The sequence below is a fragment of the Dactylosporangium sp. NPDC000555 genome, from assembly GCF_040300025.1.
GTDB lineage: Bacteria > Actinomycetota > Actinomycetes > Mycobacteriales > Micromonosporaceae > Dactylosporangium.
In genome coordinates this window covers 22,795-41,672 of record NZ_JBEPDB010000081.1, presented here as the reverse complement: position 1 = coordinate 41,672, position 18,878 = coordinate 22,795, and the positions used below count along the sequence as shown (strand labels likewise).

General features: G+C 71.1%; 16 protein-coding genes and 2 pseudogenes. 11 read left to right on the top strand and 7 right to left on the bottom strand.

Features of this window, described 5'->3' with window-relative positions; all coding sequences use genetic code 11:
• A partial coding sequence (locus ABT297_RS34420) for an alpha/beta hydrolase (protein WP_350556655.1) occupies window positions 1-319 on the top strand: 319 nt, incomplete at its 5' end.
• A 33-nt stretch (window positions 320-352) separates the two neighbouring features.
• Here the strand turns inward: ABT297_RS34420 and ABT297_RS34415 are convergent.
• Window positions 353-1,306, bottom strand: a complete 954-nt coding sequence (locus ABT297_RS34415; protein ID WP_350556654.1) for a GGDEF domain-containing protein — start codon at window positions 1,304-1,306, stop codon at window positions 353-355.
• A gap of 109 nt (window positions 1,307-1,415) precedes the next feature.
• A complete protein-coding gene (locus tag ABT297_RS34410; RefSeq protein ID WP_350556653.1) occupies window positions 1,416-3,275 on the bottom strand; it encodes a sensor histidine kinase in 1,860 nt (619 codons plus the stop codon).
• A 219-nt stretch (window positions 3,276-3,494) separates the two neighbouring features.
• Between ABT297_RS34410 and ABT297_RS34405 the strand changes: the two genes are divergently transcribed.
• The 6 genes and pseudogenes from ABT297_RS34405 to ABT297_RS34380 all read left to right on the top strand — a co-directional run bounded on the left by ABT297_RS34405 (window position 3,495) and on the right by ABT297_RS34380 (window position 7,073).
• Window positions 3,495-3,749, top strand: coding sequence for a hypothetical protein (locus tag ABT297_RS34405; protein ID WP_350556652.1), 255 nt, complete (start codon window positions 3,495-3,497; stop codon window positions 3,747-3,749).
• 113 nt (window positions 3,750-3,862) lie between these two features.
• Window positions 3,863-5,044 carry an ABC transporter substrate-binding protein gene (locus ABT297_RS34400; protein WP_350556651.1) on the top strand — a complete coding sequence of 394 codons (1,182 nt, stop codon included), beginning with the start codon at window positions 3,863-3,865 and terminating at the stop codon, window positions 5,042-5,044.
• Window positions 5,045-5,047: 3 nt separating this feature from the next.
• Window positions 5,048-6,130, top strand: coding sequence for an LLM class flavin-dependent oxidoreductase (locus ABT297_RS34395; protein ID WP_350556650.1), 1,083 nt, complete (start codon window positions 5,048-5,050; stop codon window positions 6,128-6,130).
• Window positions 6,127-6,375: pseudogene (locus ABT297_RS34390) on the top strand (ABC transporter permease); the annotation flags it as partial. The gene ABT297_RS34395 and the pseudogene ABT297_RS34390, both read left to right, overlap by 4 nt.
• Window positions 6,376-6,395: 20 nt before the next feature.
• Window positions 6,396-6,563, top strand: a pseudogene (locus ABT297_RS34385) (hypothetical protein); the annotation flags it as partial.
• Between the two features lie 93 nt (window positions 6,564-6,656).
• Window positions 6,657-7,073: an oligopeptide/dipeptide ABC transporter ATP-binding protein gene (locus ABT297_RS34380; RefSeq protein ID WP_350556649.1), complete on the top strand. Its 417-nt coding sequence runs from the start codon at window positions 6,657-6,659 to the stop codon at window positions 7,071-7,073.
• Here ABT297_RS34380 and ABT297_RS34375 read toward each other — a convergent pair.
• From ABT297_RS34375 to metX, 4 genes are read right to left on the bottom strand one after another with little or no spacing between them, the layout of a single operon-like run.
• A complete protein-coding gene (locus ABT297_RS34375; RefSeq protein ID WP_350556648.1) occupies window positions 7,057-7,716 on the bottom strand; it encodes a 4'-phosphopantetheinyl transferase family protein in 660 nt (219 codons plus the stop codon). The two genes, ABT297_RS34380 and ABT297_RS34375, sit on opposite strands and share 17 nt — an antisense overlap.
• A 52-nt stretch (window positions 7,717-7,768) precedes the next feature.
• The gene (locus tag ABT297_RS34370) at window positions 7,769-8,257 is read right to left on the bottom strand and encodes a CoA-binding protein (protein ID WP_350556647.1); all 489 of its coding nucleotides are present in this window, start codon (window positions 8,255-8,257) and stop codon (window positions 7,769-7,771) included.
• Window positions 8,258-8,265: 8 nt separating this feature from the next.
• Window positions 8,266-9,591 (bottom strand): O-acetylhomoserine aminocarboxypropyltransferase/cysteine synthase family protein, encoded by a 1,326-nt coding sequence (locus ABT297_RS34365; RefSeq protein ID WP_350556646.1) that lies wholly within the window; start codon window positions 9,589-9,591, stop codon window positions 8,266-8,268.
• 20 nt (window positions 9,592-9,611) lie between these two features.
• Window positions 9,612-10,820, bottom strand: coding sequence for a homoserine O-acetyltransferase MetX (metX, locus tag ABT297_RS34360; protein WP_350556645.1), 1,209 nt, complete (start codon window positions 10,818-10,820; stop codon window positions 9,612-9,614).
• Window positions 10,821-10,914: 94 nt separating this feature from the next.
• Here metX and ABT297_RS34355 point away from each other — a divergent pair, with 94 nt between their 5' ends.
• Together ABT297_RS34355 and ABT297_RS34350 are read left to right on the top strand one after the other, a co-directional pair.
• Window positions 10,915-11,463: an OsmC family protein gene (locus ABT297_RS34355; RefSeq protein WP_350556644.1), complete on the top strand. Its 549-nt coding sequence runs from the start codon at window positions 10,915-10,917 to the stop codon at window positions 11,461-11,463.
• Window positions 11,460-12,725, top strand: a complete 1,266-nt coding sequence (locus ABT297_RS34350) for an NAD(P)-binding domain-containing protein (RefSeq protein WP_350556656.1) — start codon at window positions 11,460-11,462, stop codon at window positions 12,723-12,725. Before ABT297_RS34355 ends, ABT297_RS34350 begins: the two co-directional genes overlap by 4 nt.
• Window positions 12,726-12,775: 50 nt before the next feature.
• Here ABT297_RS34350 and ABT297_RS34345 read toward each other — a convergent pair whose 3' ends face one another.
• Window positions 12,776-14,668 carry a sensor histidine kinase gene (locus ABT297_RS34345; RefSeq protein WP_350556643.1) on the bottom strand — a complete coding sequence of 631 codons (1,893 nt, stop codon included), beginning with the start codon at window positions 14,666-14,668 and terminating at the stop codon, window positions 12,776-12,778.
• A 74-nt stretch (window positions 14,669-14,742) separates the two neighbouring features.
• Here ABT297_RS34345 and ABT297_RS34340 point away from each other — a divergent pair, with 74 nt between their 5' ends.
• Window positions 14,743-15,984, top strand: coding sequence for a sugar efflux transporter (locus tag ABT297_RS34340; protein ID WP_350556642.1), 1,242 nt, complete (start codon window positions 14,743-14,745; stop codon window positions 15,982-15,984).
• A 36-nt stretch (window positions 15,985-16,020) separates the two neighbouring features.
• Window positions 16,021-18,873, top strand: coding sequence for an FAD-binding and (Fe-S)-binding domain-containing protein (locus ABT297_RS34335; RefSeq protein WP_350556641.1), 2,853 nt, complete (start codon window positions 16,021-16,023; stop codon window positions 18,871-18,873).
• Window positions 18,874-18,878 lie beyond the last annotated feature (5 nt).

The window sequence follows — 18,878 nt, the reverse complement described above, 5'->3', positions numbered from 1 at the left end:
TATCCCCGCACAGCAGGCGCACGATCCCGCGCGCCTGCTGAGCACCCGCCGGTACCCCGGCGTGACGCTGTGGTTCGGCGCCGGCGCCGATGACGCCCGCGGCATCGTCGTCGGCCGGCAGCTGGCCGACGACGCCACCCGGGCCGGGATCGTCACCCACCGGTTCGTCGACACGGGCGGGCACAACTGGCAGTTCGCCGGCGTCGGCTTCGCGCGGGTCCTGCCGCAGCTGTGCGACGAGATGGTCACCAGCGGTCCGGCACCCGCCCAGGGCCGCCCCCATCGGTCAGGTGATGCGGTGCACGGCGCCACCGGGTGACCGTGGCCGGATCGGAGTGCCGGTCCACGCTGGCTACCGCGTTCCAAGAGCCGGGCAGCCGGCGTCCGCGCGGCGCGGCGCGCTCGGCGGGCCCGCCCGCATCGCCGTCGCGGTCTCCGCCCGCACCATGCCCTTGCCGCCGAGCTTGACCAGGTACATCAGCCGGTCCGGCAGCTCCAGCACCTCGGTGCTCGACGGCGGCGGGTCGGTGAACGTCACCGCGCCGATGCTGAACGCCACGGCCGGGGTGAAGTCCCGGGTGGCGGCGTGCAGCTCGCGATGCAGCGCGCCGAGCCGGTCGAGCGCCTCCTCCCGATCGGCGCCGGGCAGCAGTACGGCGAACTCGTCGCCGCCGACGCGGGCGACCGTGTCCTGTGCGCGGACCGCCGCGGCCAGTGTCCGGCCGACCGCGGCGAGCAGCTCGTCGCCGCGGGCGTGCCCGTGCGTGTCGTTGACCGCCTTGAAGTTGTCCACGTCGATGAAGGCGGCGGTGAGCGCCGAGCGCGACCGGCGCATGCGGGCCAGCTCGCGCCCGGTCTGTTCGTGCAGCGCCCGGGCGTTCGGCAGGCCGGTGAGGAAGTCGTTGCGGGACAGGTGCCGTTCCGCCACGAACCTGGTCGCCAGCGCCGAGACCAGGGAGGCGACGAGCCAGAGCACGAGGAACCGGGCGAGCAGGTTCCACGCCAGGACTCCGGCCGGGTAGGGCTCGGTTCGCAGCAGCGCCTGCATGGTGGTGCACACCCCGGAGGACAGTGCGGCGGTCAGGACGCTCAAGCGCCGCGACGCGGCCGCGGTCACGAAGACCGGCAGCTGGTACGCCACGGTCAGCGAGATGGCCGGGCCGGTCGTGAAGTCCGCGAACGCGATCACCGCGAACAGGCCGACCGCCAGCCCCACCACGTACACCGGGCGGAGCGTGCTGAGCCAATGAATGACGGTGACCAGCGCGGGTGTGCGCTCGTCGTCGTGCCGGGCATAGCTGGCCACGTTCCACACCCCTTCTGTCCGGCAGCACTCCCCGGCGTCGTCGGCATCCCGGCGGCCACCTTGAGCGTTTCGCCCGCACGACGTCGCGCCCGGCCCGCCCTCGTGCCGTTCAGCCATCGACCGGGTGGCAGTCCATCGCCGAGATGTCGTGGATCGGGATGCTGACGAGCAGCGCCGTGCCGCGGCCGGCGGGGCTGCTGATGTCCAGGTGGCCGCCGAGCGTTTCGACGCGGTCCTGCAGGCCGATCAGCCCGGAGCCCTTGCCGACGTCGGCCCCTCCGATGCCGTTGTCCCGGATGGAGAGTTCGAGGGTCGTGTCGTCCGCCTTGACGTCGATGCGGACGAGGGTCGCCTGGGCGTGCTTGGCGGTGTTCGTGATCGCTTCCGACACGATGTAGTACGCGCCGACCGCGATCCGTTCGGGCAGCTGCCGATCGATGCTCAGCGTGAGGTCGACCGGGACGGGACTGCGCCGGGCGAGGGTCTTGATCGCCGGGCCGAGTCCGCCCTTGGACAGGATCGCGGGGTGGATGCCCCGTGAAATCTCCCGCAGGTCCTGGAAGGCGGAGTTCAAACCGTTTGCCACCTGTGAGAGCTGGCTCCTGAAGGCGCCGAGTCCGGCCGGCACCGAGGTCTCCATCATGCGGAGCTGGAGGCCGAGTGCGATGAGCCGCTGCTGTGCGCCGTCGTGGAGGTCCTGCTCGATGCGGCGGCGGGCGTTGTCGCCGGCGGCGACGATGCGGGCGCGGGAGGCGGTGAGCTGTGCATGGCTGTCGGCGTTGGCGATCGCGGTCGCGACGAGTTCGGTGAAGTCGGCCATGCGTGTCTCGGCCTCGGCCGGCAGGGGCTCGGGGTCCTTGGACAAAACGACGGTCACGCCCCAGACGCGGCCCTCAACGATGATCGGCGCGCCGACTCCCGAGTGGAAGCCCAGCTCCCGCGCGGCCTCGGCGTTGGGGCCCACGGCCTTGTCGTAGTCGTGTATCCGGGCGGCGCGGCGGGTGTGGAGGACCTGGACCATCAGGCTGTCGCCCTCGAGCCGGAACGATCGCCGTTCGCTGAGCATGTTGCGGCCGGCGAGTCTGGTGGCCGTGCCGTTCGGCTCGTAGCGCAGCAGCGCCGTGGCGCACTGGTCGAGGACCAGGCCCAGTTCCTCGATCACCGCGTCGAACACCTCGGCCGGTGCCGCGCCGTGCGCGACCAGCGTCGCCACTCGCCGCAATGCGGCCTGTTGCACGGCGAGCGTGCTGGCCTCCTGGCGGCTCGCCTTCAGCGAGTTGGTGATCGCCTCCCGGTCGTACGCCGCCCGCAGCAGCGGTTCCAGGGACGGAACCATCCGCTGCCGGAGGCGTTCCAGCGTGCGTTCGGGCAGGTCCGCCGGGACCAGCAGGGTGCCCAGGATCGTCGTGCCGTCGCGCAGCGGGAACGCCACGTGGCGCTCGTCCCCGGCTGTGGCTTCGAGTTCGATCGATGCGTCTGACAGGTCGAGCGAGTGCGCGATCCGCCGGGCGGTCAGGTCCAGCGCCGAGCGCAGATCGCCGGCCTTGAGTATGAGGCGGGCCAGTTCGGCGGCGAGGTCGGCCTCCCGGCGGCGTTCGCTCGTCTCCAGCGCGAACCCTCGGGCCAGGTCGGCAAGGCCGCTGACCAGCAGCGCGGTGACGACGAACAGCGCCAGGTCCTCCAGGTCCGCACGGGGGGAGAGGCTCAGCACCCCGTATGGCAGGACGTGGAAGTAGTTGAAGGCGATGGCGCTGGCCAGCGATGTCGCCACGCCGAGCGCGGCGCCCCACACGATCGAGACCGCCAGGACACCGAGGATGTAGACCGCGCCTCTGGAGTCCTGCGCGGCGGCCTGGAACGGGAACAACGCCACGGTCTCCACGCAGATGAGCGCCACCGCGACCGCGATCCCGAGCGCGAGTGGCGGCGTTTTCGCACGCAGCAGCAGCGACAGCAGCCGTGCCCTCATGGGCGGCCGCCCCTTCCCGCGTCGTGTCACCAGGGATGGAAGTCGCGCACTGCCGATTGGCCGTTGTCCTCGCTGTCACGACGCTACTTATGCCATCCGGTTCGATTTTACTGAGACTTCGCCGGGATGCCGTGCCGTCGAACGGCCCGCGGTGCTTGCCGCCGCAAACTGGCTGAGCAAGAGTTGGACACGGGCCCGGATGTCGGCGGGGTGATCGCTGTGGAGTTCACCGCCTTCTTGATCGCGCTGGTGGCAGTGGCGGCACTGTCGTCCGTCGGCGCGTGGATAGCCAGGTGCCGGAGCGCGGACACGGCGATCGGCGGGGTCGCGCCGCGCGGCGAGCGTGACGAGGCCGTGCTCGCCGAGTGGCTGCTCGCCGGTTATCTGTCGGCCGACCAGTACCGCCGGGACATGGCCGTCCTCGCCGCACGGGACGCGCGCCGCCATCCACTGGTCACCCCGCCCGATCGGTGACCGCGTGACCGTCAGTCGCGCCGGAACGACGAGTTCCGGCGCGAGCCGGTTTCGCACTGCGGCGGGGCTCACGTCTCCAGCGAGCGCAGGTGTGCCAGGATCTTCTCGCTCGCGTGGGTGAACGCCTCAAGCTCTTGCGGCGTCAGTGCATCCACGATGGCCTCGCGGATGTGGCCAACCTCGCCGAACCCTTCCTCGGCATCGTCTCTCCCACGGCCGTTGCGAAGGCGGGCGACCAGTTCGCCCAGCACCCCGTCGGCTCGGGGCCCTATGCGGTGGTCCAATGGGACGCGAACTCGCAGATCGTCCTCAAGCGCAACAACGACTACGCCTGGGCCCAGCCGGCGGCTCGCAACCAGGCGGCCGGCTACCTCGACCAGGTGATCTTCAAGATCGTGCCCGAGGACGCGACGCGGATCGGCGGTGTTCAGGACGGGGAGCTGCTCGCCGCCGAGAAGGTGCCCGCCCAACTCGTCGCGACCGTGCAGAAGAACAAGAACGTGCGACTGTTCAAGGAGCGGGTGACCGGGCTGCCCTACTCGCTGATCTTCAACCAGAAGCAGCAGCCCTGGGACGACGTCCGCCTGCGGCGGGCGGTACGCGCGGCGCTCGACGTCGACACCATCGTGAAGACCCTGTACCTCGGGACCTATGAGCAGGCATGGTCGGCCGTTACCCCCGGCATCCTCGGCTATGACGCGTCGTTGGAGAACGGCTACCGGCCGGACGTCGCCGAGGCGAATCGCCTGCTCGATGAGGCCGGATGGAACACCGGGCCGAACGGGGTCCGGGTCAAGGACGGCAAGGAGCTGGTCCTGCGCTATGTCGGCGGCTACCCGAACAACGACAAGAGCTACGACATCGCCCAACTCGTGCAGCAGCAGCTGAAGAAGGTGGGCATCAAGGCCGACCTGGACGTCGCCGACGACGTCACCGAGCGGCTGACGAAGACGGGAGCGTTCGACGTGTACCCGACCGGCACCTCGTCCATCGACCCCGACGCGCTGAGCGGCTTCTACTCCTCCAAGGTCCTGGCGCTGGTCAACGGTACCCAGGACCTGGCCGGCATCGCAGACCCCGACATCGACCGCTGGCTCGACCAGGGAGCCGCGACCATCGATCGGGACGAGCGAGCCGCCCTGTACGCGAAGGTCCAGCGCAAGCTGATCGAGCAGGTCGCGTTGATCCCGATCTACGTTTCCACCTACACGGTGGCCGCCTCGACGAGGGTGCGGGGGCTGACATTCGACCCACTCAACGAGCCGATCCTCAACGGCGTCTACCTGGCGGGCTGAGCGGTGAAGTTTCTCCTCTTCTCGGCCATCAACGGAGTCGACGAGCCGAACCGGGCAACGGGCGAGACCCTGACCCAGCAGGAGCGGTTCCGCCGGATCGTCAAGGAGGCCGTTCTCGCCGACAGACTGGGCTACGACGCCTACGGGGTCGGCGAGCGGCACGCGGCGGGGGTGATCAACTCCTCGCCCCCGGTCCTGCTGAGTCACATCGCCGCGCTGACCACGCGCATTCGGCTGATCACGACCGTCACCGTGCTCAGCCTCCTCGATCCGGTTCGCGTGGCGGAGGACTACGCGACCCTGGACCATCTCGCCGGCGGAAGGCTTGACCTGATGATCGGCAAGGGCGGTGACGCCGAGCAGTTCCCGATCTTCGGGCTGAACGTCACGCAGGCCCGCGAGAGCCTGGCCGAGCGCCACGACCTCCTGCACCGGCTGTGGACAGAGGACAAGGTGACCTGGCAGGGGCGGTTCCGGCCGCCGCTGCGCGAGGTCACCGTCCAGCCTCGCCCCTACCAGCGGCGCATCCGCGTCTGGCACGCGGGATCGAACCGCCTGTCGACCGCCGACACGGCCGCGAGGTACGGCGACGCGCTCTTCTCGACGGCGGGCGGGCCGAACAGAGCCCAGTACCGCGAATACTTCCAGCACTACCGGCAGCGGTGGGAATTCTACGGACGCGACCCCCGTGACGCGGCCACCGGCATCAGCGGCGGCTTCCTGTATCTGGCGGACACGACGGACGAGGCGATCAAGAGGTTCGAGCCGCACTTCTCGAACTACCTCAACACGTCGGTCGGCCTGAAGAACGGCCCCTCGCCCTACCGTGGCCTACGCGAGTACGTGGCCAGTACCCCCAATCTGATCGGCAGCCCGGCCGACGTCGTCGACCGCATACTCGGCTATCACGCCGATTACGGAAACGAGGCCATCAACCTGCTGGTCGACACGCTGGCGGAGTCGGAGCAGGGCGAGCAACTCGAACGATTCGCCACCGAGGTGGCGCCGATCGTCAAGGCGGCGGTCCCCAACCGGCTGTGGGAGGAGCAGTCGCCGTCGAGCGCGTCGACGGCGAGCCGGCAATGATCAGGACCATCGCAAGCAGGTTGACGAGCGCGTTCGTCGTCGTGCTGGGATCACTGGTGCTCGTGTTCACCATCATGTACGTCCTGCCCGGTGACCTGGTGGCGTCCATGGTCGACGTGACGCGAACACCACCGGCCGAGGTCGCGCGGCTGCGCCACCAGCTCGGTCTTGACCGGCCCTTCCTGGTCCAGCTCGCCGACTACGTCGGCGGCGTGCTCCGTGGGGACTTCGGCACGTCGCTGGCCAGCGGCCGGCCGGTCCTCCCATTGATTCTGCACAGCCTGCCGCCCACGCTCGCGTTGACGGCGGCGAGCTCACTCGTCGCCGTGACCTTCGGGGTCGCGCTCGGTGTCGCGTCGGCCATCCACCGCAACAGGATTGTCGACCTCCTGGTCCGCAGCTCTCGGGCGGCCAGCGGCAGCGGGTCGGCCTCGCTCGAGCGATCGCGCTCGAACCCACCTTCATCGTCGCCGACGAGGCCGTTTCGGCCCTTGACGTCTCCGTCCAGGCGCAGATCGTCAACCTCATGCAGGACCTGCAACGCCGGCTGGGTCTCACCTACCTGTTCATCGCCCACGGCCTGCACGCCGTGCGGCACATCTCCGACCGCGTCGCCGTCATGCACTTCGGCCGTATCGTCGAGATCGCGGCCGCCGAGGACCTGTTCGCGCATCCCGCACACCACTACACCCGGCAGCTGATCGCGGCGACCGCCTGGCCTGATCCCGAACGTCGCAGGACCGCGAGCCCGGCCGCGGCCCCGACCGCCCCGCCGGCACCGGCGGACACCGCCCACGGCGGCTGCCGCTTCTCCGCCCAGGGCCCTGCGGCCTCGGCCCGATGCACGACGCAACGACCCGACCTCGCCCCGATGGCCGACGGGCGCCTCGTCGCGTGCCATCACCCGCTCGGCCGCGTCGAGGTCTTCAGCGAGCGATCGTGATGGCCGTGACGACCAAACTGGACTGCGCAAGCCACCGGCCGGTCATCTGGGTCAGCGTTCCCCGGCCGGGTAGCACGGGCCCGGGCACCAGCAGCCGCACGTCGAACGTCCCGCGGTCCGGGTCGAACGTGATGTCGGCCTCGTCGAAGTCGAGCCAGCGACGGGCCAGCGGGTACCACGTCTTGTAGACGGACTCCTTGGCGCTGAACAGCAGCCGGTCCCAGCGCACCTCGGGCCGCTGGGCGAGCAGCTGCTCCACCCGGGCCCGCTCCCCGTCGAGGGCGATCGAGGCGAGCACGCCGGTTGGCAGGGGCCCGTTCGGCTCCGCGTCGACGCCGATCGACGCGATGTCGCGGTCCCACGCGACGACGGCCGCCCGGTAGCCGCTGCAGTGGGTGATGCTGCCGACGATCCCGGACGGCCAGAGCGGCTCACGCTTCGGGCCCGACAGCAGTGCCACCGGCGGCACCCCGAGGCCGGCGAGGGCCTGGCGGGCGCAGTGCCGGGCGGTGGTGAACTCGAGGCGCCGCTTCTCGACCGACCCGGCGACCAGGGCCTCCTCCTCCGGCCACAGCTTCGCCTCGGCCGGGTCCTCGAAGACGTCGACGCCGACCGACCGGTCCGGGAGGATCTGCTCAATCATGCTTCGTGCTCCACGATCGGAGCATGCTTGGCGACCGGCCCGATGGCAAGTCCTACTGCAGGCCGCCGCGGACGGACGTGATGCGCTGCGTGTTGAAGCCGAGCCAATGCATCCGGCCCACATAGCGGGCGTGCTCGATCTTGAGGCAGCGATCCTTGATCACTCGCAGGCCGGCTTCCTCCGCGATCCGTGCGCCCTCCGCGTTGATCACGCCGAACTGGCACCAGAGGGCGCCGGCGCGGATCGCCACGGCGTCGCGCGCGATGCCCGGCAGCGCATCCGGCGCGCGGAAGACGTTCACGACGTCCACCGGCACCGGCACGTCCAGCAGGCTCGCGTAGCAGGTCTCGCCGAGGATCTCCGTCTCGCGAGGATTCACGGGGATCACACGGTAGCCGTGCCGCTTGAGGTAGTAGCCGACGAAGTAGCTGGCCCGCAGCTCGTTGTTGGACAGGCCCACGATCGCGATGGTCCGTGCGCCGTGGAGCACCCGCTGGATCGTCAGCGGGTCCTGGTACAGCCTGAGATCGAGATCGGTCATACCCGTCGCTACCCTCTTCCCGCCGACGCGGCGACGTGGGCGAAGCCCTGCTCGAGGTCCCAGATCAGATCCTCGACGGACTCGGTGCCGACCGACAGCCGCACCGTGCCCGGTGCGACGCCGGATGCCCGGAGCTCCTCGTCGCTGAGCTGGCGATGTGTCGTGCTGGCCGGGTGGATGATCAGGCTCTTCGCGTCGCCGACGTTCGCCAGGTGGGACCAGAGCGTCACGCCGCGGATGAGGTCCTGCCCGCCGGTCCGGCCGCCGGCGCACTCGAACGAGAACACCGCGCCCGCGCCGCCGGGCAGGTACTTCTCCACCAGCGGCTGATACCTGCTCGCCGGCAGGCCGGCGTAGGTCACATTGGCCGCGAGCTCGTGCGACTCGAGGAACGCCGCGACCGCCCGCGCGTTGGCGACGTGGCGCTCCATGCGCAGCGACAACGTCTCGAGCCCCTGCAGGAACAGGAACGCGTTGAACGGCGAGAGCGCCCCGCCGAGGTCGCGCAGGGTCTCGGCCCGCAGCTTCATCAGATAGCCGTAGGTGCCGAACGTCTCGTGGAACTGCAGGCCGTGGTAGGCCGGCGACGGCTCGGCGATCACCGGGAACCGCCCGTTGGACCAGTTGAACGTGCCCGCGTCGACGACGATGCCGCCGATGCTCGTGCCGTGGCCGCCGATGAACTTGGTCGCCGAGTGGATCACGATGTCGGCGCCCCATTCGATCGGGCGGCACAGGTACGGCGTCGCGAACGTGTTGTCGACGATCAGTGGCAGCTCATGCTCGTGGGCGACGGACGCGATGGTCTCGATGTCCAGCACGTTGCCGGAGGGGTTTCCGATCGTCTCGCCGAAGAACGCCTTCGTGTTCGGGCGGACCGCCCGCCGCCATGCGTCCGGATCGTCGGGATCGACCCAGGTCAGCTCGACGCTCATCTTCCGCAGCAGGTGCTTGAGCTGGTTCACCGTCCCGCCGTACAGCGCCGAGGACGACACGACGTGATCGCCCGGTTGCAGCAGCGTGAAGAGCGCGGCCGCCTGCGCGGCGATCCCGCTGGCGAACGCCACCCCGCCACAGCCGCCCTCGAGGTTGGCCATCCGCTCCTCGAACACCGCGACGGTCGGGTTCATGATCCGTGAGTACGTGTTTCCGTACTCCTGCAGGTTGAAATACGCCGCCGCCGACTCCGGGTCTTCGAACACGTAGCTGGTGGTCTGGAAGATCGGCACGGCGCGCGCGCCCGTGTTCGGATCGGGCCGCTGCCCGGCATGCAACTGCCGGGTCTCGAACCCGAAGGCGCGGTCCTCCTCGGCCCGCGGCGGCTGTTCGGTCACGAAACCCTCATTTCTCGCCGTCACGCGCCGGCCTCGCCCTCGGCCAGGAAGCGGCGGATGATCGGCGTCTGCCGCGCCTCCTCGAGCAGGAAGCAGTCGTGGCCATACGGCGCGTCGATCACATGGCACTCGACGGGCTTGCCGAGAGCGCGCAGGGCGTCCTCGATCTCCATCGACGCGGACGGGGGATACAGCCAGTCGGAGCTGAACGCGATCAGCAGCGTGCGCGCCGAGACGCCCTGGAGCGCCCGGGCGAGCGATCCGCCGCCGTGCTGCCGCGCCAGGTCGAAGTACGTCAGCGCCCGCGAGGTGTAGAGATAGGTGTTGGCGTCGAATCGCTTGACGAACGAGTCGGCCTGATGACGCAGGTAGCTCTCGACCTGGAACTCCGGCTCCGTGATCGTGTGCCGGATGTCGTCGGCGAACTGTAAGCGCCGGCCGAACCTGTCGGTCATCCCGGGTGCGGACAGGTAGGTCACGTGGCCGACCATCCGCGCCACGCCCATGCCGGCCTCGGGGGAGCGGCCCGTGCCGTGGTAATGGCCGCCCTGCCAGGCCGGGTCGCGCATGATCGCGTCACGCGCGATCGCGTTCCAGGCCATGCCCTGCGCGTGGAGGGCGTGCGTGCTGGCGATCGCCACGACGGCATCGACCCGATCGGGATAGAGCACCGCCCACTCCAGCGCCTGCATCCCGCCGAGCGAGCCGCCGGCCACCGCCGCCAGCCGCTCGATGCCGAGAACGTCCAGGAACGCCCGTTCGGTCCGCACCATGTCCGCGACCGTGATGACGGGAAAGTCCGACCCGTACGGCATCGCGGTCGCCGGGTTGATCGAGGACGGCCCGGTCGTTCCCCGGCAGCCGCCGAGCAGGTTCGTGGAGACCACGAAGAACCGGTCAGTGTCGAAGGCCTTGCCGGGACCGATCATCCCGTCCCACCACCCGAGACCCTTGCCGGTCGCGCCGTCGCGGTCCTCCGCGCCGAACCCGTCGCGGGTGCTCTGTGCGGGCGCCGCCGACACGCCGGCCGCATGGGCGTCGCCGCTGAGCGCGTGGCACACCAGGATGACGTTGTCCCGATCCGGGGAGAGGGTGCCGTACGTCTCATAGGCCACCCTGACGTGGTGCAGCTCCCGTCCGCAGTCGAGCTGAACCGGCTCCGGCAGCTCGGCGTATCGTGTCTCGACACGCCCGACAGAGCCGGCTGCGCGTGTCGAGGAGGATCCCATGCGCATGATCATAGCCTGATGCGCTCACCCGGTGTACTGTCAACCATCCCTACCGGGTGTATATGAGAGCTGGCTGAAAGGGGTATCACGCGACATGACGACGGTCGAAAACGGGGTCAACGTCCAGGCACTGCTCGACGCGCGCGCGACGCTGAAGGACGCGCCCGAGGCCGCCCAGTTCACCTGGCGGGCGACGTCCAAGTGGCAGCAGGGCGTCCACAGCACCACGAAGATCCAGAAGTTCTTCGGGTTCGGGCAGGAGCAGAGCCACAAGTCGGAGGCCGTGTTCGACGCCGACCACCCCGAGGTCTTCGCGGCACAGGACAACGGCATCACGCCGATCGAATATCTCCTCGTCGGCCTGGCGAGCTGCCTGACAGCCGGTGTGGCGTCCGTCGCGCAGAACCGTGGCATCCAGCTGCGCTCGGTCGAGTCGATCGTCGAGGGCAACCACGACATCCGCGGAATTCTCGGCGCCGACAGCGACGTCCGCAACGGCTTCAACGACATCAAGGTGACGTTCAGCATCGACGCCGACGCCTCGAAGCAGGACATCGAAGCGTTGGTGGCCCAGTCCCAGAAGCGCTCGGCCGTGTTCGACGCTCTCACGAATCCCACGAACGTCACCGTCGAAGTCGCCTGAGCGGGGGCAGCGCCATCAAGGCCATCGAGCGGGCTACCGCGGTCGTCATCGGCGCGGGGCATGCGGGCCTCGCCGCGAGCCGCTTCCTCAGCGACCGGTCGATCGATCACGTCGTGCTTGAGCGCGGCGAGGTGGCCAACTCCTGGCGGCGCGAACGCTGGGATTCCCTGCGGCTGCTCACTCCCAACTGGCTGAGCCGCCTGCCGGGCCATCACTACGAGGGCCCGGATCCCGACGGTTACATGACGATGGGCGAAGTGGTCGAGTTCATCGAGCGCTTCGCCCTGCTGTCCCGGGCTCCCGTCCGGACCGGCATGAACGTCACGTCGGTACGCCGCACCGACGACGGGTACCACGTGACGACGAACCACGGCGAGATTCGCTGCCGGGCGGTCGTCATCGCCAGCGGCGCCTGCAACCGGCCGGCGCCGGCGCCGTTCGGCGACGCGATACCGGGATCGGTCGAACAGTTCACGCCGTTCGACTACCGTGGACCCGCCAAGCTTCCCGACGGCGGCGTGCTCGTCGTGGGGGCCTCGGCCACCGGCGTGCAGCTGGCGGCCGAGCTGCAGCGGTCCGGCCGGCCGGTGACCCTCTCGGTCGGGGAGCACGTGCGGCTGCCCCGCACGTACCGCGGACGGGACGTGCTGTGGTGGATGCATAACTCGGGCGTGTGGGACCAGCGCTACGACCAGATCGACGATCTCACCCGCGCCCGGCGGCTGCCCTCGCCCCAGCTCGTCGGCACCCCGCAGCGCACGACGCTCGACCTCAATGCCCTCACCGCGATGGGCGTCGGCCTGGTCGGCCGTCTGGCGGCCGTGCGCGACGGCCGCGCATTGTTCTCCGGCGGCCTGCGCAACGTGTTCTCGCTCGCGGACCTCAAGATGCAGCGCCTGCTGGAGACGTTCGACGCCTGGGCGCGCGCCGACGGCCGCGACGCCGAGGTCGGCGATCCGGAGCGCTTCGGCCCGACGCGGGCACCCGAACCGAACCGGCTGCAGCTCGACCTGGGAAGCGGCGAGATCCGGGCGATCGTGTGGGCGACCGGCTTCCGGCCGGACTACGGGTGGCTCGACGTGCCCGTGGTCGATGCGAAGGGCCGGCTGAACCACGAGGGTGGCGTGGTTGTCGACAGCCCGGGACTGTACGCGCTGGGCCTGCCCGTGCTGCGGCGCCGCAAGTCCACGTTCATCCACGGCATCGAGGACGACGCGCGCGAGGTGGTCGATCATCTCGCCCGGCACCTGGCCGGGCGCTGATCCGCTTCCACGAAGCGGATCACCGGAACCGGCCACGCCCGCATGTTCCGTCAGGTCATCCCGGGGACGATCGGGATGGTGGCCAGCAGCGACGTTCCGGCGCCGGGAGGGCTCGTGATCGTCATGTGTCCGCCGAGCGTCTCGACGCGGTCCTTGAGGCCGATGAGTCCGGCTCCTTGCTCGGGGTCGGCGCCCCCGACCCCGTCGTCGTGGATGGCGAGCCGCAGCGTCCGGTGCTGTGTTGTCACCTCGACGTGCACGACCGACCCGTGCGCGTGCTTGGCCGCGTTCTTCAGGGACTCCGACACGACGTGGTAGGCGGTCGTCTCGACCCCCGCGGGCAGCGGGTGGTCGGCGTGGACCTGCAGGTCGACCGGGACCGGGCACCGGCGGGCGAGGGCCTTGAGAGCCGGCTTCAGGCCGCCGGTGGTCAGCACCGCGGGATGAATGCTCTGGGCGAACTCCCGCAGGTGCTGCACGACCTCTTTGAGACCCGCCGTCGTCCGGGCCAGCTGCGCCCGCACCGGCGGGGGTATCGAGTCGGCGTCCTCGGCCGTGCCCAACGCGCCCAGCTCGAGGTAGATGGCGACGAGTTGTTGTTGTGCGCCGGCGTGCAGCTCGTGCTCGATGCGCTGGCGTTCCTCGTCCGCGGCGGTGGCGATGCGGGCGCGGGACGCGAAGAGCTGGGCGCGGTTGTCGGCGTTGGAGATCGCGGTGGCCGCGAGGTCGGTGAAGTCCCTGATGCTCGCCTCCGCATCGCGGGGCAGCGGCTCCGGCCGCATGGACGAGACGGCCACCGCACCCCACAGCCGGTCCTCGACCACGATCGGTACGCCGACCGCCGCGTGGATGCCCAGCATGCGCCCGAGGGCGCCGCTGGTACCGGGGACATCGGCGTAGTCATCGATCCGGACAGCGCCGCCGGTGTGCCACACCCGGGAAGCGACGGCGCTGTCCTCGATCGGCCGGCCACTGCCGATCAGGCCCGGCAGGCCGGGCTGGTTGGTCGCGACGATCGTGAGCCGGTCGTCGGACTCGTAGCGCACCAGTGTCGTGTGGCGATTGTCCAGCAGCCGGCTGACCTCCGTCATGACCGCGTCGAAGACCTCCGTGGGACTCGCGCCACGCGCGACGAGCGTCGCCACCCGTCGCAACGCGGTCTGCTGCCGTGCCAGCTGCTGGAACGCCTCGCCTCGGAGCTCCAGCGCGTTGAGCATGACCCCGCGTTCACGCGCGGCGCGCAGCAGCGACGCCAGCGACGGCACGACGCGCTGCCGCAAACGCCGCACCTGCCGTGCGGACACCCCGGCACGCACGTACAGGGTGCCGAGCGCGGTGCCACCGTCGCGCAGCGCGAACGTGTGCCGCGCACCGCGGGAAGCACCGCCGGGTGGAGCCTCTCCCCGGCCCGTCTCCTCGCCGGTCTTGTCGAAGAGCGTTTCGACCTCGACCGCGGCCGCCGGCAGATCGAGGGCGAGCGCGATGCGTTGTGCGACCGCGGGCAACGTCGCGGCGATGTCGTCGACGTTCAGCAGCAGACCGGCCAGCTCGGCCGTGAGATCGGACTCCTGTGCCTCGACAGCCCGCAATCGGGACATGTCCGCCAGGGCGCTGGTCAGCACGGCGACGACAAGGAAGATCGCGAGCTGGACCCAGTCCCGGCTGTCGGTGACCGTGAAACGCCCGACTGGGGAGGTGTGGAAGAACACGTACGCGAGGCTGCTGGCCACCGCCGTCGCCACGCCAAGCCAGAGCCCCCACAGCGTCGAGACCAGCAACACACCGAACAGATAGATCACGTCCACGGCGGCCGTTGTCGTGACACCGAGCAGCGGGTACACGAGCAGGGTCTCAACCACGATCAAGAAGACGGCGACCGCGATCCCCCACGCGGGGCGCGGCGGCCTCGGGCGCACCAGCAGCAACAGTGGACTCGCACCCACAATGCCATTTTATCCGTGTTCAGGCATTTCTCCGGTGCTGGCACCGGGGCATCCCGGGCCCTACTGTGCCATTCGTGATCGTCGAAAGCACCCCGCGCCCCCGCCACCTGGCGCTCGCGCTGCTCCCGCTCGGGCTGGTGTTCCTCGCCGTCGGTGTCGCCACCGCCGTCGTCTACCCGTTCCTGTCGCTGTTCCTCAGCACCGAGGTCCGCGCGGGCCCGGCGCGCGTCACCGCCTTCCTCGTCGCCGCCCCACTGGCCGGCGTGGTGGTATCCACGCTGGTCGCCCGGCTGTCGGACCGTCGCCCGATCCGCCGCGCGCTGCTCATCGCGGCGGCCGGGGCAGGGCTGCTCAGCAGCGCGCTCACCGCCGTCGTCCGCGACTACTGGGCGCTGCTCGCCCTCGCGGTCACCGCCACCGCACTGGCCGGCGTGCTGTTCCCGCAGACGTTCGCCTACGCCCGGCAGGTGCTCATGCGCGACGACCCGGCCCGCTCGGCGCTGGGCACCAGCGCGCTGCGCACGGTGTTCTCCCTCGCGTGGGTCGGCGGCCCGCCGCTGGCCGCGCTGATCCTGGCCGCCGGCGGCTTCACGGCCGTCTACGGCATGGCCGCGGTCATGTACGCGCTGGCCGGGCTGGTGGCCGTGCTCCTGCTGCGGCGCGATGAGGCGCCCGCGCCGCCGGTGAGTCACGACACCGAGACCGGTGACGGGCCCGGCCGCGGACGGCTCTGGCTCAGCGTGGCCGCCTTCACCATGCTGCAGTGCCCGCTCACGCTCGGCGCGCAGGCGCTGCCACTGTTCGTCACCGGGAACCTCGGCGGCGGCATCGCCGACGCCGGGCTCATCCTCGGCCTGTGCGCCGCACTGGAGATCCCGATCATGCTCGGGCTCGGCATGCTGAGCACCCGCGTGCGGCTGCGCGCCCTGGTGCTCGCCGGGGCCGTGTGCGGGGTGCTCTACCAGGCGCTGGCCGCCACGGCCCACAGCGTGTGGCTGCTGGCCGGCGGCCAGGTCCTCAACGCGTGCTTCATCGCCGCCGTCAGCGCCCTGGGCATGTCCTACCTGCAGGACATGCTGCCCGGGCAGCCCGGCCGGGCCAGCACCCTGTTCAGCAACACGTTCCCGATCGGCGCCATGCTGGCCGGCCCCCTGTTCGGCATCGCGCAGCAGTTCGGATTCCGGTGGGCGTACGGCATCGGCACCGCCATGTGCGCGGCGGGCCTGGCCGTGCTGATGCTGACCCGGCCGGCCGCGCGCTCCGGCCGGGACGGCGCCACCCGGCGCGGCGAGGGCGCCGCGACCGCGGCGGTATAAGATCGCCGTCGACACGGCGCGAGTGGGAAGAGGGACATGACCGGCGGCACTGGAGATGATCTCGTCGGTCGCCTCAGCCGGGCGGGCGTGGGTGACGTGCTGGCCGACGCGGCGCACCGGGCGGCGTATTCCAGCGACGCCTCGCTGTACCGGGTCGTGCCTCAGGCGGTGGTCCGGCCCCGCTCCGACGACGACGTCGCCGCCACCCTCGAGGTCTGCCGGGCCCTTGGCGTGCCGATCACGGCCCGCGGAGCCGGGACATCGGTGGCCGGCAACGCCATCGGCCGCGGCGTCGTGCTGGACTTCAGCCGGCACATGAACCGCGTGCTGGACGTCGACGCCGCCGCCCGCACCGCGCGGGTGCAGGCCGGCACCGTGCACGCCACCCTGCAGGCCGCCGCACGGCCGCTGGGCCTGCGCTTCGGCCCCGATCCCTCGACGCACACCCGCTGCACCATCGGCGGGATGATCGGCAACAACTCGTGCGGATCGCGGACCCTCGGCTACGGCCGGACCTCGGACAACGTGTTCGGCCTCGACGCACTCACCATCGACGGCGAGCGGCTGTCCACCGGGCGGGACGACCAGGGGCGACCCACCCTGGAGGGCGCCAAGGCGATCACCGAGTCCCTGCGGGCGATCACCCAGGCCAACCTGGCGGTCGCCCGCACCGAGTTCGCCTCCTTCGGCCGGCAGGTCTCCGGCTACGCCGTCGAGCACCTGCTGCCCGAGCGGGGCTTCGACCTGACCGGCCTGCTGGTCGGCAGCGAGGGCACCCTGGCGGTGGTCACCGAGGCGACGGTACGGCTCGTCGCCGACCCCGCGCACCGCCTGCTGGTCGTCCTGGGCTACCCGGACTTCGGCTCGGCCGGCGACGCCGTCCCCGCCGTCCTGGAGTTCACCCCGACGGCCTGCGAGGGCATCGACTCCCGCATCGTCGAGGTGGTCCGCAGCCGGCGCGGTCCGGATGCCGTACCGCCGCTGCCGGACGGCCGCTCGTGGCTGTTCGTCGAGATCGCCGGCGACGACCTCGGCGAGGCACGGGAGCGCGTGCGGCGGCTGGTGGCGGCGGCCGGCGCGGTCGACACGAGGGTGGTCGAGGACACCGCCGAGGCCGCGCCGCTGTGGCGCATCCGCGAGGACGGCGCCGGACTGGCCGGGCGCGCCCCCTCCGGCCTGCCCGCGCACGCCGGGTGGGAGGACGCCGCCGTACCACCCCAGCGCATCGGCGACTACCTGCGCGACTTCGACGCCCTGACCGAGCAGCACGGGCTGAGCGCCATGCCCTACGGGCACCTCGGCGACGGCTGCGTCCACGTCCGGCTCGACTTCCCGCTCGACAAGCCCGGCGGACCGGGGAAGTTCCGCGCGTTCCTGGAGGACGCCGCGGACCTCGTCGTGCGCTACGGCGGGTCGCTGTCGGGGGAGCACGGCGACGGCCGGGCTCGCAGCGAGCTGCTGCCACGGATGTACTCCCCGGCGGCGATGGACCTGTTCCGCTCGGTCAAGCAGGCCTTCGACCCGCAGAACCTGCTCAACCCCGGCGTGCTCGTCGACCCCGACCCGGTCGACGCGGACATCCGCGTCGCCGCGGCCCGCCCGGTCCGGGCGAAGCTGGCCCTGGCCTACCACAGCGACGGCGGAGACTTCAACCAGGCCGTGCACCGCTGCACGGGAGTTGGCAAGTGCCGCGCCGACACGACCGTCCTCGGCGGCGTCATGTGCCCGTCGTTCCTGGCCACCCGCGCCGAGAAGGACTCGACCCGGGGCCGCGCCCGGGTCCTGCAGGAGATGCTCGACGGCGACCTCGCCCCGGACTGGCGCGCCACCGCCGTCCACGACGCGCTGGACCTGTGCCTGTCCTGCAAGGGCTGCGCCTCGGACTGCCCGACCGGCATCGACATGGCCGCGTACAAGGCCGAGGTGCTGCACCAGAGCTACAAAGGGCGGCTGCGGCCCCGGTCGCACTACTCCCTGGGCCGGCTGCCGCGCTGGTCGCGCCTGGCCGCCCGGATGCCGCGGCTGGCCAACCGGCTCACCTCGCTGCCGGGCGTGCGCACCATCGCGCTGTACGTGGCCGGGGTCGACAAGCGCCGGTCGATCCCGGAGTTCGCCCACCAGACCTTCCGCCGGTGGTTCCGCACCAGTGCGCCGCAGCGGCCCGCCACGGGCCGGCCGGTCGTGCTGTTCGTCGACAGCTTCACCGACCACTTCGCCCCGGAGATCGCCAAGGCCGCGGTCGAGGTGCTGACCGCCGCCGGATACGCACCCGAGATCACCACCGAGTCCGCGTGCTGCGGCCTGACCTGGATCAGCACCGGCCAGCTGGACGCGGCCCGCCGCATCCTCGGCGCGACCGTCGACCAGCTGCGCGACGCGGCCGAGCGCGGCGTACCGATCGTCGGCCTGGAACCGTCGTGCACCGGCGTGCTGCGCAGCGACCTGGTCGAGCTGGTCGACACCGAGGACGCCCGCAAGGTCAGCGCGGCGACCGTGACGGTGGCCGAGCTGCTGGCGCGCACCCCGGACTGGTCGCCGCCGTCGCTGGCGGACGTGCGGGTCGTCGCCCAGCCGCACTGCCACCAGCACGCCGTCATGGGCTGGGACGCCGACGCCAAGCTGCTCAAGGCGGCCGGGGCCACCGTGCGGCGGCTCGGCGGCTGCTGCGGCCTGGCCGGAAACTTCGGCGTCGAGCGGGGCCACTACGAGGTCTCGGTGCAGGTCGCCGAGCAGCAGCTGCTGCCCGCCCTGCGGGACGCGGGGGAGGACGACGTGTTCCTCGCCGACGGGTTCTCGTGCCGCACCCAGGCCGCCGACCTCGCCGGCGTGCCCGGCAAGCACCTCGTCCAGCTGCTCGCCGAGGCCCTGCCGGAGCGCCCGCGGACGTAGCCCGG

What these genes read in the sequence shown, in the direction of transcription:
- ABT297_RS34410 (WP_350556653.1), bottom strand. Translation starts at nt 3,275, where the DNA reads ATGAGGGCACGGCTGCTGTCGCTGCTGCTGCGTGCGAAAACGCCGCCA.
- ABT297_RS34380 (WP_350556649.1), top strand. Translation starts at nt 6,657, where the DNA reads ATGCAGGACCTGCAACGCCGGCTGGGTCTCACCTACCTGTTCATCGCC.
- ABT297_RS34375 (WP_350556648.1), bottom strand. Translation starts at nt 7,716, where the DNA reads ATGATTGAGCAGATCCTCCCGGACCGGTCGGTCGGCGTCGACGTCTTC.
- ABT297_RS34370 (WP_350556647.1), bottom strand. Translation starts at nt 8,257, where the DNA reads ATGACCGATCTCGATCTCAGGCTGTACCAGGACCCGCTGACGATCCAG.
- metX (WP_350556645.1), bottom strand. Translation starts at nt 10,820, where the DNA reads ATGGGATCCTCCTCGACACGCGCAGCCGGCTCTGTCGGGCGTGTCGAG.
- ABT297_RS34355 (WP_350556644.1), top strand. Translation starts at nt 10,915, where the DNA reads ATGACGACGGTCGAAAACGGGGTCAACGTCCAGGCACTGCTCGACGCG.
- ABT297_RS34335 (WP_350556641.1), top strand. Translation starts at nt 16,021, where the DNA reads ATGACCGGCGGCACTGGAGATGATCTCGTCGGTCGCCTCAGCCGGGCG.